Annotated in this window: 13 protein-coding genes; 10 read left to right on the top strand and 3 right to left on the bottom strand. The window is 65.4% G+C overall.

Annotated elements, in window-relative coordinates:
* The first annotated feature begins 392 nt into the window (after nucleotides 1-392).
* The 7 genes from D4Q52_RS25445 (at nucleotide 393) to D4Q52_RS25415 (ending at nucleotide 9,525) form a co-directional block, all read left to right on the top strand.
* Nucleotides 393-665, top strand: a complete 273-nt coding sequence (locus tag D4Q52_RS25445; protein WP_119859379.1) for a hypothetical protein — start codon at nucleotides 393-395, stop codon at nucleotides 663-665.
* Nucleotides 666-915: 250 nt separating this feature from the next.
* Nucleotides 916-2,475, top strand: coding sequence for a peroxidase family protein (locus D4Q52_RS25440; protein ID WP_119859378.1), 1,560 nt, complete (start codon nucleotides 916-918; stop codon nucleotides 2,473-2,475).
* Nucleotides 2,476-2,702: 227 nt separating this feature from the next.
* Complete coding sequence (locus D4Q52_RS25435) at nucleotides 2,703-3,311, top strand: hypothetical protein (RefSeq protein WP_119859377.1); 609 nt, start codon at nucleotides 2,703-2,705, stop codon at nucleotides 3,309-3,311.
* 649 nt (nucleotides 3,312-3,960) lie between these two features.
* Nucleotides 3,961-6,264 (top strand): TonB-dependent siderophore receptor, encoded by a 2,304-nt coding sequence (locus D4Q52_RS25430; RefSeq protein WP_119859376.1) that lies wholly within the window; start codon nucleotides 3,961-3,963, stop codon nucleotides 6,262-6,264.
* A gap of 43 nt (nucleotides 6,265-6,307) precedes the next feature.
* On the top strand, nucleotides 6,308-7,495 hold the full coding sequence (locus tag D4Q52_RS25425; RefSeq protein ID WP_119859380.1) for a PepSY-associated TM helix domain-containing protein: 1,188 nt from the start codon (nucleotides 6,308-6,310) through the stop codon (nucleotides 7,493-7,495).
* 334 nt (nucleotides 7,496-7,829) lie between these two features.
* Nucleotides 7,830-8,918 (top strand): glycosyltransferase family 4 protein, encoded by a 1,089-nt coding sequence (locus D4Q52_RS25420; protein ID WP_119859375.1) that lies wholly within the window; start codon nucleotides 7,830-7,832, stop codon nucleotides 8,916-8,918.
* Between the two features lie 64 nt (nucleotides 8,919-8,982).
* Nucleotides 8,983-9,525 carry a methylated-DNA--[protein]-cysteine S-methyltransferase gene (locus D4Q52_RS25415; protein WP_119859374.1) on the top strand — a complete coding sequence of 181 codons (543 nt, stop codon included), beginning with the start codon at nucleotides 8,983-8,985 and terminating at the stop codon, nucleotides 9,523-9,525.
* Between the two features lie 45 nt (nucleotides 9,526-9,570).
* On the opposite strand, the gene D4Q52_RS25410 is transcribed toward D4Q52_RS25415, so the two are convergent.
* From D4Q52_RS25410 to D4Q52_RS25400, 3 genes are all read right to left on the bottom strand, one after another.
* Nucleotides 9,571-10,188, bottom strand: a complete 618-nt coding sequence (locus D4Q52_RS25410; protein WP_119859373.1) for a glutathione S-transferase family protein — start codon at nucleotides 10,186-10,188, stop codon at nucleotides 9,571-9,573.
* Between the two features lie 170 nt (nucleotides 10,189-10,358).
* Nucleotides 10,359-11,201 (bottom strand): fumarylacetoacetate hydrolase family protein, encoded by an 843-nt coding sequence (locus D4Q52_RS25405; protein ID WP_119859372.1) that lies wholly within the window; start codon nucleotides 11,199-11,201, stop codon nucleotides 10,359-10,361.
* Nucleotides 11,202-11,296: 95 nt separating this feature from the next.
* The gene (locus D4Q52_RS25400) at nucleotides 11,297-12,145 is read right to left on the bottom strand and encodes an MBL fold metallo-hydrolase (RefSeq protein WP_119859371.1); all 849 of its coding nucleotides are present in this window, start codon (nucleotides 12,143-12,145) and stop codon (nucleotides 11,297-11,299) included.
* A gap of 139 nt (nucleotides 12,146-12,284) precedes the next feature.
* Here D4Q52_RS25400 and D4Q52_RS25395 point away from each other — a divergent pair, with 139 nt between their 5' ends.
* The 3 genes from D4Q52_RS25395 (at nucleotide 12,285) to D4Q52_RS25385 (ending at nucleotide 14,321) form a co-directional block, all read left to right on the top strand.
* Nucleotides 12,285-12,698, top strand: coding sequence for a DUF3775 domain-containing protein (locus D4Q52_RS25395; protein ID WP_119859370.1), 414 nt, complete (start codon nucleotides 12,285-12,287; stop codon nucleotides 12,696-12,698).
* A 235-nt stretch (nucleotides 12,699-12,933) separates the two neighbouring features.
* A complete protein-coding gene (locus D4Q52_RS25390; protein ID WP_119859369.1) occupies nucleotides 12,934-13,596 on the top strand; it encodes a Crp/Fnr family transcriptional regulator in 663 nt (220 codons plus the stop codon).
* A 119-nt stretch (nucleotides 13,597-13,715) separates the two neighbouring features.
* Entirely contained in the window at nucleotides 13,716-14,321 is a 606-nt protein-coding gene (locus D4Q52_RS25385; protein ID WP_119859368.1) for a nuclear transport factor 2 family protein, read from the top strand.
* The last annotated feature ends 141 nt before the right edge of the window (nucleotides 14,322-14,462 follow it).

The following is a 14,462-nucleotide window of genomic DNA, read 5'->3' as shown; positions in this document are numbered from 1 at the left end:
GCTCCCTCGTCTGAAGTTACGACAACCTCAGTCTGGCACATCGATGCCGTTCGGGGGCCGTCCACCCCATCATTCCGCGACGCTCGCCCTAACCCCAAGCACCGTCATTCCGGGGCGCTCGCACTTGCGAGCGAACCCGGAATCCCGATGTTGTGGAAACGGCTGAGTCGCAGAACGCTGCGGGATTCCGGGTTCGCCCGCAGCTGCGCTGCGGCCGCCCCGGAATGACAGGCGCGGGGCGGAGAAGAGGTTGGATTTCGAGGCCGCCCTTGCGGCCGCACGCCAAGGCAACCTGCGGTGGTGGTTTGGCGGTGGCTCTCCAAGGTTCCGGAAGCAACCCTTTGTCGATCACGGGCGTTCTGTCAGGGTGACCTGATCGATCGGAGACGAATGTGGATCCAGTTCTGCACCTCAGCCGCCGCCCCTTGGACTCCGGCCTTCTGGCTTGGCAGTTTCGCGGCCAACCGTTTCATCAATGGCCGAGTTGGGTGCAGGGATGCTGCTCGCTGCAGCGTGGCGTCGAGGGCCGGGTTGAATTGCGGCACGATCGGCGCAGCGGCGCGCAGATTGTTTATCTCGACGAGTGGTTGGTAAGAGATCTGGACGGCGGTATCTCGTTCTACACCGACGCCGAGATGCGCCGCGACTTCATGCCCGCGCGCTGATTGCTTGCTACACGCCTCAATCGGGCGATCGGGGCGGATCCGCTTCGCGATGGTAGCGAGGTCAGGACCGGCGGGCGTCTCACAAATTCGTGTCTTCTCTTTCGGTCCGGGGCGGCGGAGCATCACGTTCCGCGGCTGAATTTCGCATTTTAACGATCGTATTGAGCGCGCCGCGCAGCCTTGGCTTCCACAGCACATTTCGTTGGCGCTCGTCACGATTTGGCAGTCAGAAAAGTCAGGGAGTCGCCTCATGGCATACGACGTCAACGTCATCCCCGGCCACGGCAAGGCTGGCCGGCATCCGACCCGTGAATTTCTCGATACGCTGTCCGGCCACACCGATCCCGGAATGTTCGGCCGCATGTTTCCTGACCTGCGGCCGCTCGCGGTCAGCGACACGGCGCTCAAGGAACTCGCCGACGCGATGCTGGACGCGGCGCCGAACGATCCGGCCGGCGACAATACCAAGGTGCCGGCGGGCTTCACCTATCTGGGCCAGTTCGTCGATCACGATATCACGCTCGACCTCACCGCGTTCGGCGAGAAGCAGGACGACCCCAACGCGGTGCGAAATTTCCGAACGCCGGCGCTGGACCTCGATTCAATCTACGGCCTCGGCCCGGACGGGAGCCGGCAGCTTTACGCCCGCAATCCCGGCGACGCCAACGGCAAGAGCCCGGGGCCGAAGCTGCTGATCGGCAAGACCATCAACGTCGCGCTCGGGGGCATCACCGGCGATCACCGCAACGATCTGCCGCGCAGCCCCGAGGGATTCGCGCTGATCGGCGACCATCGCAACGACGAGAATCTCGCGGTGGCGCAGAGCCATCTGGCAATGCTTAAATTCCACAACAAGGTTTGCGACCAACTGATCGCCGCCGGCCGTCCGGCCGCAACCGTGTTCGCCGAAGCGCGGCAGACGGTGACCTGGCACTACCAATGGATGGTGCTGCACGATTTCGTCGAGCGTATCACCGAAAAAGGAATCGTCGCCCGCATTCTCGAACAGGGGCGGCGCTTCTACCGCTTCAAGACCACGCCCTACATGCCGGTCGAGTTCTCGGCCGGGGTCTACCGACTTGGTCACAGCATGGTGCGAGAGGCGTACAGCTACAACCGCATCTTCACACCCGGCGGTACGACCCCGGCGACGCTGCAACTGCTGTTCACCTTCACCGGCCTGTCGGGCGGCATCGTCGGTGACCTCGCGCCGAATCCGCCGACCGGTCCGACGCCGATCTCGGTGCTGCCGAGCAACTGGATCATCGACTGGCGGCGGTTCTACGACGTCCTCGACACCAATCCGGCGGGGGTGACGAAGAACCATTCCCGCAAGCTCGATCCGTTCGTCGTGCCGGCGCTGCACAAGCTGCCCGGCGAGCAGTCACCCAACAATGTTCTGCCGTTCCGCAATCTCAAGCGCGGCGTGCTGCTCGGACTGCCATCCGGACAGGATGTCGCCAAGGCGATGCGCATCCCGTCGCCGCTCACGCCCGACGAGATCGCCAAAGGCACCGACGGTGCCGTGGCGAAGAAGCACGGCCTGCACGAACAGACGCCGTTCTGGTACTACATCCTCAAGGAAGCCGAGCAGCGCGGCGGCGGCGAGCGGCTTGGCCCGGTCGGTGCCACGCTGCTGGCCGAAGTCTTCGTCGGCCTCGTTCATGGCGATCACCAATCGTATCTCTGGCTGAAGGGCAAGGATTGGAAGCCGACGTTGCCGGCCCAGGTTGCGGGCACCTTCACGATGGCGGATCTGCTGCGCTTCGTCGGCGACATCTCGCCGATCGATGGAATTTCGACGGTCTGACGCTCGGGCCCGTGGTGATGCCGCCCGTTGCCGCGGGCGGCGTCCCCGGACGACCGCAGCCGGCGCCGACCGCTCGCGGCGATCCATCGTTGTCGCAAGGTGTGTTCAACCTCGCTTCATCTTGGTTCGGCCCTAATCGGCGTCGAGATTTGGCCTGAACCGGAGAATCGCCGGTGAGACCCACCAGGGCGGACTCACCCAGGCCGGACTTCCCCAAGGAGAATTGCATGCGCCATCGTTTTCGTCCCGTCGCCGCCTCGTTCGGCGCCGGTTGTCTGGCTGTTGCGCTCGCGTCGACCGCACCCGTCGCGGTGCGGGCGCAGACCGCTCAAGGCACCCAGAGCGCCCCGGTGCAGCCCGCACCCGAGGCCGCTGCACCGTCGACGCCGGCCCTGAAAGAGATCACCCTGACCGACAAGCAGATCCAAGGCGTACTCGCGGCCCACAAGGATCTCGACGCGATCGCCGCAAAGATGCCGGACGATCCGCAGGCCAAGCCCGACCCGAAGATCGTGCAGCAACTCGACAGCACCGCCAAGAAGCACGGCTTCGCCGACTACGGCGAGTACAGCGACGTGGTCGAGGCGATCAGCATGGTGATGGCCGGCGTCGATGCCAAGACCAAGACCTACGTCGGTCCGGAGGCCGAACTGAAGGCGCAGATCGCGCTGGTCGAGGCCGATACCAAGATGTCGGCCGACGACAAGAAGCAGGCGCTCGCCGATCTCAACGAGGCGCTGAAGTCGCCGGGCCCCACCGTCAAGAACCAGAGCAACATCGATCTGGTGCTGAAGAACTACGACAAGCTGTCCGAAGCCCTCGACGAGGACGAATAGTCCCTCCTGCCTGATCCATCATCACGCCGCCTCCTTTGGAGGCGGCGTTTTCGTTTGTCGAAGACGCAAACGCTTAAGAGCGGTTCATGGATTGATTGAAGCGCTATCGCCCTGTCGAGGCTGACTGAAAACTCAGCTCGGTTCACGGCCACTTTCCAATTTGCTTGATTTGCCAACAATCTCCGTCATGGCCGGGCTTGTCCCGGCCATCCACGCCTTTCCTGCATTGGCTCCAGCAAGGCGTGGATGCCCGGCACAAGGCCGGGCAAGACGCGTGGAGGCGGAGGTGCCAAAATCTAAAGGGCGAGTTCTCGGCGAGGCATTGAGAAGCCCGGCGAGGCCCGGCGTCTCTACGAATTTAGCCACGCCACACCAATGGCTCATGGTCCGAGACGGCGCTTCGCATCTTCTCACCACGAGGTTGCGCGAGAGGCGACGTCACCTCTGCCGGCTCTGACTCTAACAAGAGGCGAACGGCTGTAGTCGCGGCGATATTGTGCCGAGTTGCTGCAACCTTAAGCTGCCGCGAGGCGATGCGAGCACCAATGCGGCTTCGTCTTAGAGGCATTTCAAACGCTGCCGCGTTCTCATCACCCGGGCCCCCTGCTAAAGGCGGAGGATCATCTCTCGTCGCCGAAAGCAGTACGGAATGTCGATCGATCACCGGCGTAGGCGTCGCGCCATCGCTGCGTCCACGACCGCCGGGGTTCTGTGTCTCGCCGGACTAACCGCAACCGATACGGCCCGTGCGCAACCCAGCACCGAACTGCCGTCGGTCACGGTCGAAGCGCCGAACCGCGCGGCGAAGCGGACCGCAGCCGCGCCCTCGACCCGGACGCCGCCGCGTGCGGCGGTGCGCCGTGCGGCGCGACAGCCCGCGCCGGCCCCGGCGCCGCCGACGCCGTCCGAACGCGCGGCCGCAGCCGCCGCGGTGATCAACGAACAGAAACTCGGCTACCGGGCGATGCCGAGCCCGACCACGCTGCGCAGCGGCGCCTCGCCGCTCGATAGTTCGCAAACCGTCAATGTCGTGCCCGAGCAGGTGCTGAAGGATCAGTTGCCGCGCAATCTCGACGACGCGCTCGGCAATGTCAGCGGCGTCACCCAGACCAACACGCTGGCCGGCTCGTTCGACGCCGTGATCCGCCGCGGCTTCGGTGATAACCGCGACGGCTCGATCATGCGCAACGGCATGCCGCTGGTGCAGGGCCGCGCGCTCGGTGCCGACGTCGAAAGCGTCGAAGTGCTGAAGGGCCCGGCCTCGCTGCTGTACGGCATCCAGACCCCGGGCGGCATCGTCAACACCATCAGCAAGCGCCCCGAACTGTATCAGCACGGCTCGCTCAGCGTGATCGGTTCGAGCTTCGGCGGCGGCAAGAACGGCAGCCAGGCGGTTGTCGACGTCACCGGCCCGATCGGCGATGGCGGCGTCGCCTATCGGTTTGTCGGTTCGGGCCTCGACGAGGACTACTGGCGCAATTTCGGCGCCAATCGCGAGATGCTGATCGCGCCGTCGTTGGCCTGGTATGGCGAGCGCACCACGGTGCAGTTCGGCTACGAGCATCGCGAGTTCAGCTACCCGTTCGACCGCGGCACCGCTTTCGTCAATGGCGCACCGCTGGCGATTCCGGCGACGCGCCGGCTCGACGAGCCGTTCAACCGCACCTGGGGCAAGTCGGATCTGGTGCAGGGCTCGATCGAGCACCGGCTCGACGACAATTGGAAAGTCACCGCTGCCTACAGTTTCAACAGCGAGACCTACGATGCCAATCAACTGCGTATCACCGCGGTCGACGCCAAGACCGGGGTCGAGCGCCGCAGCAACGACGGCACCAAGGGCGCGATGGCCTATGTCAGCTACGGCACGTCCTATCTGCAGGGCAATTTCTGGGTCGGCGACTTTCGCAACGAGCTGCTGGTCGGCGGCGATGCTCAGCGCCGCGTGATCTATCGCCAGGATCTGATCCGGCAGGCGACGCCGAACTTTAACTTCTACAATCCGACCTACGGCCTGGTGCAGCCCGGCACGACGGTGTCGGCCACCGACAGCAACCAGACCGACCAGCTCGAAACCCGCTCGCTGTTCCTGCAGGATACGCTGCACGTCACCAACTGGCTGGCGCTCGTCGGCGGCCTGCGCTGGATGGAATACGACCAGCTCGCCGGCCGCGGCCGGCCGTTCACCGCCAACACCAATCTCGACGGCAGCAAGGTACTGCCGCTCGCCGGCGCGATCCTGAAGCTGAACGAGCAGGTGTCGCTTTACGCCAGCTACACCCAGTCGCTGCAGCCGACCTCGAGCATCGCGCCGCTGACCGGCGGCTTCGTCATCGGCTCGAACATCGCGCCCGAAGAGGGCACTCAATATGAGGCCGGACTAAAATTCGACCTCAACAAGCGGCTGTCCGGCACGCTCGCCGTCTACGACATCGACAAAAAGAACGTGCTGGTGTCGCAGTTCAACGCCGGCACCGGTCTCAACGAGTATCGCGCCGCCGGCAAGGTTCGCTCTCGCGGCGTCGAGTTCGACGTCACCGGCCGGCTCGACGATCACTGGAGCACGATCGCCAGCTACGGCTACACCGACGCGATCGTCACCGAGGATCCGGCGCTGGTAGGCAAGCGGCTGCAGAACGTCGCGATGAACACCGCGTCGCTGTTCCTGGTCTATGATTTCGGCACCGCGCTGCCGGGCCGGCTGCGCATCGGCGGCGGGCCGCGCTATGTCGGCGATAGGCCCGGCGACAGCACCAATTCGTTCGTGCTGCCGGCCTACACCGTGGCGGACATTTTTGCGAGCTATCAGACCCAGACGGGTCCGTTCCCGGTGACCTATCAGTTCAACGTCAAGAACCTGTTCGACAGCGTGTATTATCCGTCGGCCGTCAACACGCTGAACGTCGCGGTCGGAGACGCGCGGCGGTTCTCGCTTGCCGCGACGGTGAAGTTCTGATGCGGGCGCTGCGGCAACGCGACCGTTGGTGCAAGGCCTGACGATGCGCGCCGCGGTCAAAGCCACGCTGTTTCAGCTGCACTCGATCGTCGGTCTGGCGCTGGCGCTGCTGCTGACGCTGATCGCCGTCACCGGCGCGATGATGAGTTTCGAAGATGAGATACTGGCCGGCCTCAATGCCAGGCTGATGCGCGTCGAGCCGCGTGCGACTGCTCGGCTGCTCCCGGATGAACTGATCGGGCGCGTGCAGGCGGCGAACGACAACCCGGTCGCCTCGATCACGCTGTCGCGCGATCCCGCGGCTGCGGTGCGTATTCGCTTCGCCCGCAACGAGGACCGCTCGCGCCCGTCGTCGCTCTATGTCGATCCCTATGACGGCCGCGTTCTTGGCCATCCGGCCGGCGAGGAGTTCTTCGCGACGGTGCGCAAGCTGCACCGCTGGCTGCTGCTGCCGGGCGACGGCAAGGGCTATGGCCGGCTGATCACCGGGATCGCGGCGCTGGCGCTGATCGCGATGCTGATCAGCGGCCTGGTGCTGCGCTGGCCGCACCGGCCGGGCAGTCTGAAGATCTGGCTCAAACCCAATCTGCGGCTGCACGGCCGCGGCCTGCACCGCTCGCTGCATTCCGTGGTCGGCACCTGGGCGATGCTGATCTATCTGGTGATGGTGCTGACTGGACTGTGGTGGTCGTTCGACTGGTACAAGGCCGGCGCAACCTGGTTGTTCGCACGCGCGCCGGCCGCCGCCGAGCCGATGCCGGCGAAGGCACCCGGCGGCAAGGCGGCTCGTGCCGAGCGCCCGGTCACAAGCGCGGCGACGCCTGCCGCGCAGCTCGATCGCGCCTGGGCAAGCCTGCTGCAGGAGCGCGGCGACGCCTTTGCCTCGGCGCGGCTGACGCTGCCGAGCGGCGCCGAGCCCGCCATTCGGGTTCGGGCGTGGCTGAGCGAGCCGGCCGACGGCCGCCACGACGATTTGAAGTTCGACGCCGCCACCGGCGCCCCCCTGTCGCGCGAACTCTACGCCGGCAAGACCACCGGCGAACGCCTGCTGGCCCGCGTACTCGACATCCACCGCGGCGCCTTTCTCGGCTGGCCCGGCAAGCTGCTGTTCATGCTGGCGGCGCTGGCGATGCCGCTATTCGCCGTCACCGGCCTGCTGCTGTATCTGTCCCGCCGCCGCCACCAGCGCATGACGCGCGCGGCGGTCGCGCGGTTGGTGCCGGGGGAATAGCACGGGCTCCGGGATGCTCTCGTGCGAGAGGCGAGCCATGCTGGCAAACCCAGCGCGGCCGTTTTGACTCAGGTATTTCCGTTTGCACTCGTCATGCCCGGCCTTGTGCCGGGCATCCACGCCTTGCTGCCGAAAATCCAGTAAAGGCGTGGATGGCCGGGACAAGCCCGGCCATGACGGAGTTCATGAGCAAGCCAAAGCCGTGTCATCCGCTCGCAACGCTGCAATGCAGGCACCGTCCGCGCTCGCCACCGCGTTGCACCGTGCAGTCTGGAGAGGTTATAAACCGCGCCGTTGTGATGATCTGGATCTCTACGATGAGCCGGCGCCTGCCATGAAGGTCGTGCTGGCGATTTTCAAGCTCGACAAGCAGGGCGGCAAGGAGCGCGATTGCGTCGCCATCGCGCGACACCTCGCGGCGCGCGGGCATGACGTGACGGTGCTGACGACGTCGGCCGAGGTCGCGGGGCTCGGCGATCTGCGCATCGAGAAGCTCCGCGTCCGCGGCCTTGCCAACCACGTGCTGCTGCGCGAATTCGCCCGGGCGGTGATCGCGCATCAGCGCCGCACGGCGCCGGACGTACTGCTGGCGTTCGAGCGTATTCCGGAGTCGGACTTTCACTACGTAGCCGACGGCGCCGCGATTCTGCGCGACTGGCGGTGGCTGGCATGGCCGCCGCGGCGTCGGACCAAGCTGGCGCTGGAGCGCGCCGTGTTCGCGTCGCCGGCAAAAACGCGGCTGTTCTTCCTCACCGAGCGCCAACGCGACGAATACTGCATCGCCTATGACTTCGAGCCGTCGCGCGCCAGCGTGCTGCCGATGGTGCTGCACGACGACCGCTACGTCGCCGCGCGCAAGCTCGGCGCCACGAACCGGCGAGCGGAATTGCGCATATCCGACGACGCGCTGCTGGCGGTGTCGGTCGCGGTCGATCCGAAGCTGAAAGGCGTCGATCGCAGCCTTGCGGCGCTGAAGCTGTATCCGAAGCTGCATCTCGTGATCGCCGGCTCGGACTCCGCCTGGCTGCATCGCCGCGTGGTCCGGCACGATCTCGAAGACCGGGTTCGGATCGTGCCTTACGTGGCCGAAGTGATCGATCTGATCGCCGCCGCCGACTTCATGCTGCACCCGGCGCGCTCCGAAGCGGCCGGCCAGGTGGTCGGCGAGGCGCTGCTGGCGGGCGTGCCGGTGCTGGCGAGCGCGGCCTGCGGGTATGCGGGCGAGATCGAGCGCAGCGGCGCCGGGCTGGTGCTGCCTGAACCGTTCCAGCACGAGGCGCTGGTGAACGGCCTCGCCACCATGATCGATACGCTGCCGGTGCTGCGCGCCGCCGCGGCCGCGCGGGCCAAATCCCTGCAGCAGCAGCGCGGCGCCTGGCTGGCGGCGATCGCCGACAGCCTCGAGCGCGGTGCAAAGCCCTGAGATCGGGTGGATCGCTGCGCCCGCGAGGATTAGTCTCGGTCCGATCAGACACGGACGGTTGCTCATGACGGCGCACAGCACCACGATGTTCGACACCGCCCTCGGCCGCTGCGGCATCGCTTGGGGCGACCGCGGCATCGTCGCGGTGCAACTGCCGCAGCCGAGCGACGCGCAGACCCGCGCGCGCATCAGTCAACGTTATGGTGATCTTCCGGAGCGTGCGCCGCCGCCCGATGTGCAGCACGCGATCGACGGCATCGTCGCGCTGATCGCGGGCGAGCCGGTCGATCTCACCGACATCCCGGTAGATCTGACCGACGTTTCGGATTTCCAGCGCGGCGTCTATACTATCACGCGAACGATTGCGCCGGGCCGGACGCTGAGTTACGGCGACATTGCCAAGCAGCTCGGCGGCGTTGGGTTGTCACGCGAAGTTGGCCAGGCGCTCGGCCGCAATCCGGTGCCGATCATCGTGCCGTGCCATCGCGTGCTCGCGGCCGGCGGCAAGCCCGGTGGGTTTTCGGCCAATGGCGGCGTCGCCACCAAGCTGAAGCTGCTGGCGATCGAAGGCGCAGTGGTCAACTACACGCCGAGCCTGTTCGAGTGAGCCGTGACCGGTGGCAAGCGCCGCCGCAAGTTCGCCACAAGCCGCTTACGCCGGCGGCGGCATCGAAATCTTCACCGACTCGCGCTGCATCATCCGCTCGTTGAACGCCGCCAGCTTCGGATAAGCGTCGCGCCAGCCGCACTCGGCAAACCGGAAGTCCGCATAGCCGAGCGCGCAGGTCAGCGCGATCTGCACGATGTCGAACGGCCCATCGAGGACTTTGTCGTTGGCGTCGAATTTGGCGAAGCCGGTCCAGGCGCGGTGCCAGTGATCGTCGTACCAGGCCTGCCAGAAGAAATCCTTCGGCCGCACCAGCTTTTCGTAGCGGCATAGCAGCATCGATTCCATCATGCCCTGCAGCAGCGAATGATCGCTGCGCACACGCCATCGCTCCGGCCCCGACGACGGGGTCAGCTTGCCGCCGCCGGCGAGGTCGTCGAGATATTCGACGATCACGAAGGAGTCGATGATCACTTCGCCGCTGTCGAGGATCAGGGCCGGCAGCTTCTTCAGCGGATTGACCTGCCGGATGTAGTCTTCGTTCGGCTGCCCCGGCGTAGTTGCGGCCGCCATGAAGTCGATCTGATCGATCAGTCCGAGCTCGATAGCCGCGATCCGCACCTTGCGGGCGAACGGTGAGGCGGGAGAGAACGAGAGCTTCATGAGAGAACTCCTCACGGCGTCGGGTGCGGGGCTTGAGCGTTCGTCATTCCGGGATGCGCCCCTTGGCGCGCAGGCCCGGAATCCATATCCCCTGGCGGTGGTTATGGATTCCGGGTTCGCGCTACGCGCGCCCCGGAATGACGCGTCTTAAGTAGCTGGACTAACAAATCTCAGACCGCCACGATGGTCTGCTTCTGCTCGCCGAGGCCGTCGATGCCGAGAGTCATGACGTCGCCCACGTCGAGGAACTTCGGCGGCTTCATGCCCATGCCGACGCCGGGCGGGGTGCCGGTGGTGATGATGTCGCCGGGCAATAGCGTCATCAGCTCCGACAGATAGGACACGATCTTCGGCACGTTGAAGATCATCGTCGCAGTCGAGCCGGTCTGGCAGCGCTGGCCGTTGACGTCGAGCCACATGCCGAGATTGTGCACGTCGCCGACCGCGTCCTTGGTGACGAGCCATGGGCCGAGCGGGCCGAAGGTGTCGTGCGACTTGCCCTTGGTCCACTGTCCGACCCGCTCGAGCTGGAAATTGCGCTCGGAGACGTCGTTGCACAGCGCGTAGCCGGCGACGTAGTTCAGCGCGTCGGCTTCGGAGACGTATTTGGCCCGGGTGCCGATCACGATGGCGAGCTCGACTTCCCAGTCGAGCTTGGTCGAGCCCCGCGGCTTCTCGACATCGTCATTGGGGCCGCACAGCGAGCTTGCCGCCTTCATGAACACGATCGGTTCGGCCGGAATCGGCATGCCGGCTTCGGCAGCGTGGTCGGCGTAGTTTAGGCCGATGGCGATGAACTTCGGCGTGCCGCCGACCGGCGAACCCAGTCGGGGCGTGCCCGGGACTTCCGGCAGACCATCCGGATCGAGCGCGGCGAGCTTGGCGAGACCCGCGGGCGACAAAGCTTCGCCGGCGAGATCCGCAACTTGTCCCGAGAGGTCGCGGAGCTTCCCCGACTTGTCGATCAGACCGGGCTTCTCGTGCCCCATCGCCCCGTAACGAACCAGCTTCATGCCGCGCTTCCTCCGTAGTTTGTTGCGCTCACCTCATGGAACAGCGCCAAGCCAAATTCAACCGTCGCGCACGCGGGCACGCCATGCAGGCCTGGTCACTGCGTCGCCACAAATCGGAAAGCGTCGCCGTCGCGCAGAATTCGGCCGGGGCCGAAATGTCCGCCGAACACCAGCGTCGGCGTATCGGCGAAACGCGAGAACAGCGTTCGCCGCGTCTTCGTGGATTGCTGCTCATCCGTATCGAAGCTCGACGACCAGTCGAGATGTGCCATCTGACACGGGTGATGGGCGACGTCGCCCGACAGCAGCGCTTCTTCACCCTCGGAGCGGATGTGGAGCGCCATGTGGCCGGCGCTGTGGCCCGGCGTCGGGATCAGCGTGATCTCGTCGGTCAGCCGTGCGTCGCTGTCCACCAGATCGACCTTGCCGGCCTCAACGACCGGCTGCACCGAGTCGGCGAACACCGCGGCATGCGCCGCATCCGTGCTGTGAGTTTTCCAGTAATCATATTCGGTTCGGCCGAACAGGTAGCGCGCATTGTCGAAGGTCGGAATCCAGCGATCCTCGACCAGCCTGGTGTTCCAGCCGACATGATCGACGTGCAGATGCGTGCAAATCACCGTGTCGATGCTGTCGGCCGGATAGCCGGCGGCGGCCATGTCCTGCAAAAACGGCTTGTCGAGACCATTCCAATGCGGCACGCCGCGGCCCTGCTTGTCGTTGCCGATGCAGGTGTCGACGACGATCCTGCGCGTCGGCGTTTCCACCACCCAGCTGTGCACCGACATGACGAGCCGGCCTTCCGGGCTGGCGAAGTCGGGGATCAGCCAGGGCATTTCTCGGGTCTGTTCGGGGGTGGCTTGGGGAAGGATGAACCGGGTGCCGCCGGTGAGGGCCATCTCGACGATTTTGGTGATTTTGACCTTGCCGATCGTCCAAGCCATCCCACGTCTCTCCCTGTTGTTGGTCTTTTGCCGAAGCATGCTGGTTTTGCCGGCACGGCGCAACGGATCATCCAGCGCTCCGGCGCGTTAGCCGCATCGCCGGACCAGACGCTGCCGCGCACATCATGGAGGACGTCCTATGCCCGAACTCGCGATTTCGACCGACAAGGTTGCCTTCCTGATCGAGAAGGCGCGCGAATTCGACGTCAAGGAAAGCGACACCGACGCCGACTCCGGCTCGAATGGCGCCGATGACAACATGATCGATGTTCTGCAGGACAGTGGTGACGACCCGGTGGTGCAGGAGATCGCCGGCTTCATCAGTGCGATGACCGAGGAGGAGCAGATCGATCTGGTGGCGCTGATGCGGCTCGGCCGCGGCGACGGCACGATCGAGGAGTGGGACGATCTGCGCAGCGAGGCGGCCGATGGCCGCAACGGCCGAACCGCGCGCTATCTTCTCGGCGAGCCGCTGCTCGGCGACTATCTGGCTGCCGGCCTCGACGAATTCGGCTTGTCCTGGAGCGATGAACGGACCACCCCGGTGGTGTGAGTGCCGTCACTGACAGGCAGATGGTCGTCACCTGAGATGGTCCGGCGGCGGCCGTAGCAGCGAGACTGTTCCCGCCGGCGAATTTCTGGGAACCGCCGCGCCCGCCGCGACGCTGAAACCAACCGCCAGCGACCTCGTACCTTCCCGAGGGGCCGATATTTTACCGACCTTCGGCATCGGCGGCGGTCTATCCTTCCCGCATGCGACAGCTTCTATGCGGAGTGGGAGAAGGTTGATGAAGCTGGGTTTTGACTTCGACCATCGCGAGTTCCTGACCAAGCCGGGAGTCGGAAAATCGGTCGTGCGCTTCGCGCGCGATCAGGTGATCTTCTCCCAGGGCGACAACGCCGACAGCGTGTTCTTCCTGCTGGATGGGCGCATCAAGGTCGTGGTGCTGTCTGCGCAGGGCAAGGAGGCCGCAACCGGCCTCGTTCATTCCGGGCAGTTTTTCGGCGACGGCTGTCTGGTCGGCGACGAGACCCGATGCGCCACCACCATCGCGATGCGCGACTGCGTCGTGGCGTCGATCAGCAAGTCCCTAATGGTCGAGACGCTGCGCACCGAGCCCGATTTCGCGGCGATGTTCATTCGCCACCTGCTGCTGCGCAACCGCGGCATGGAAGAAGACCTGATCGATCAGCTGTTCAACTCCAGCGAAAAGCGGCTGGCGCGCTTGCTGCTGCGGCTGTCGAAGCTCGACAACGCCGGCGAGGCGCAGCCGATCGCGCCGCATATCAGCCAGGAAACGCTGGCCGAAATGATCGGCACCACGCGCTCGCGCGTCAGCTTCTTCATGAACAAGTTCCGCAAGCTCGGTCTGATCAGCTACGACCGCAACATCGAGGTGCATCCGCGGCTGAGCGCGATGCTGCAGGATCATTCCGAGATTCGCAGCTGAGCCGCCAGCGCGCCTGCTGACAAGAGGTTTGAAGCAGGGCACCGCTGCGCGGCTGCCCTCTCGCCGCGTCGCTGTCGCATCCGTATAGTGCCGCGCTCATCATGGCGGCGGGGCACGGAATGGATTCCACACAGCAGGACAGGCTCGCGATCCGGGATCTGATCGAGAATTGGGCGGTGTGGCGCGACGCCGGCGATTGGGACCGGTTCCGCACCGTCTGGTTCGACGATGGGCGGATGATGGCGACCTGGACCCAGGGCACCGCCGACGAATTCATCGCCATCAGCAAGGCCGGCTGGGCCAAGGGCCTTTCGATCCTGCATTTCCTTGGCGGCCAGGCGATCGACCTCGCCGGTGATCGCGCGATCTCGCAGACCAAGATGACGATCTCGCAGCGCGCCAGTGTGCACGACGTCCTGGTCGACGTCGTCTGCACCGGCCGATTCTACGATTTCCTCGAGAAGCGCGCCGGCCGCTGGGGCTTCGTGCTGCGGCAGCCGATCTACGAGAAGGACCGGATGGACCCGGTCGACCCGGCGGCGAAGCTGACGCTCGACCCGGCGCTGCTGGCGCGCTTTCCCGAGGGCTATCGGCATCTGGCCTATCTGCAGAGTGGCCTCGGCTATCCGATCAAGCCGGACATGCCCGGCCTCAAAGGCGACGCCGTGGAGCGGCTTTACGCCAGCGGCGCGGCATGGTTGCGAGGCGAAGCGCTGGACCGCTGAGGGGGCAGGGCAAGCGTCATTGCGAGCGAAGCGAAGCAATCCAGCGCAGTGCACGGCGCTGGATTGCGTCGCTTCGCTCGCAATGACGGGGGGGGTGGGATAATAGAGTTTTGGAGGCTGGAAAGCCGGGGGGGGAAAAAT

Origin of the sequence: Rhodopseudomonas palustris, assembly GCF_003591005.1 — a bacterium.
Taxonomy (GTDB): Bacteria; Pseudomonadota; Alphaproteobacteria; order Rhizobiales; family Xanthobacteraceae; genus Rhodopseudomonas; species Rhodopseudomonas palustris_K.
This window is presented reverse-complemented; position numbering and strand designations above follow the sequence as displayed.

Coding starts and splice junctions, on each gene's coding strand:
- D4Q52_RS25440 (WP_119859378.1), top strand. CDS start 916: ATGGCATACGACGTCAACGTCATCCCCGGCCACGGCAAGGCTGGCCGG.
- D4Q52_RS25435 (WP_119859377.1), top strand. CDS start 2,703: ATGCGCCATCGTTTTCGTCCCGTCGCCGCCTCGTTCGGCGCCGGTTGT.
- D4Q52_RS25430 (WP_119859376.1), top strand. CDS start 3,961: ATGTCGATCGATCACCGGCGTAGGCGTCGCGCCATCGCTGCGTCCACG.
- D4Q52_RS25425 (WP_119859380.1), top strand. CDS start 6,308: ATGCGCGCCGCGGTCAAAGCCACGCTGTTTCAGCTGCACTCGATCGTC.
- D4Q52_RS25420 (WP_119859375.1), top strand. CDS start 7,830: ATGAAGGTCGTGCTGGCGATTTTCAAGCTCGACAAGCAGGGCGGCAAG.
- D4Q52_RS25415 (WP_119859374.1), top strand. CDS start 8,983: ATGACGGCGCACAGCACCACGATGTTCGACACCGCCCTCGGCCGCTGC.
- D4Q52_RS25410 (WP_119859373.1), bottom strand. CDS start 10,188: ATGAAGCTCTCGTTCTCTCCCGCCTCACCGTTCGCCCGCAAGGTGCGG.
- D4Q52_RS25405 (WP_119859372.1), bottom strand. CDS start 11,201: ATGAAGCTGGTTCGTTACGGGGCGATGGGGCACGAGAAGCCCGGTCTG.
- D4Q52_RS25400 (WP_119859371.1), bottom strand. CDS start 12,145: ATGGCTTGGACGATCGGCAAGGTCAAAATCACCAAAATCGTCGAGATG.
- D4Q52_RS25395 (WP_119859370.1), top strand. CDS start 12,285: ATGCCCGAACTCGCGATTTCGACCGACAAGGTTGCCTTCCTGATCGAG.
- D4Q52_RS25390 (WP_119859369.1), top strand. CDS start 12,934: ATGAAGCTGGGTTTTGACTTCGACCATCGCGAGTTCCTGACCAAGCCG.
- D4Q52_RS25385 (WP_119859368.1), top strand. CDS start 13,716: ATGGATTCCACACAGCAGGACAGGCTCGCGATCCGGGATCTGATCGAG.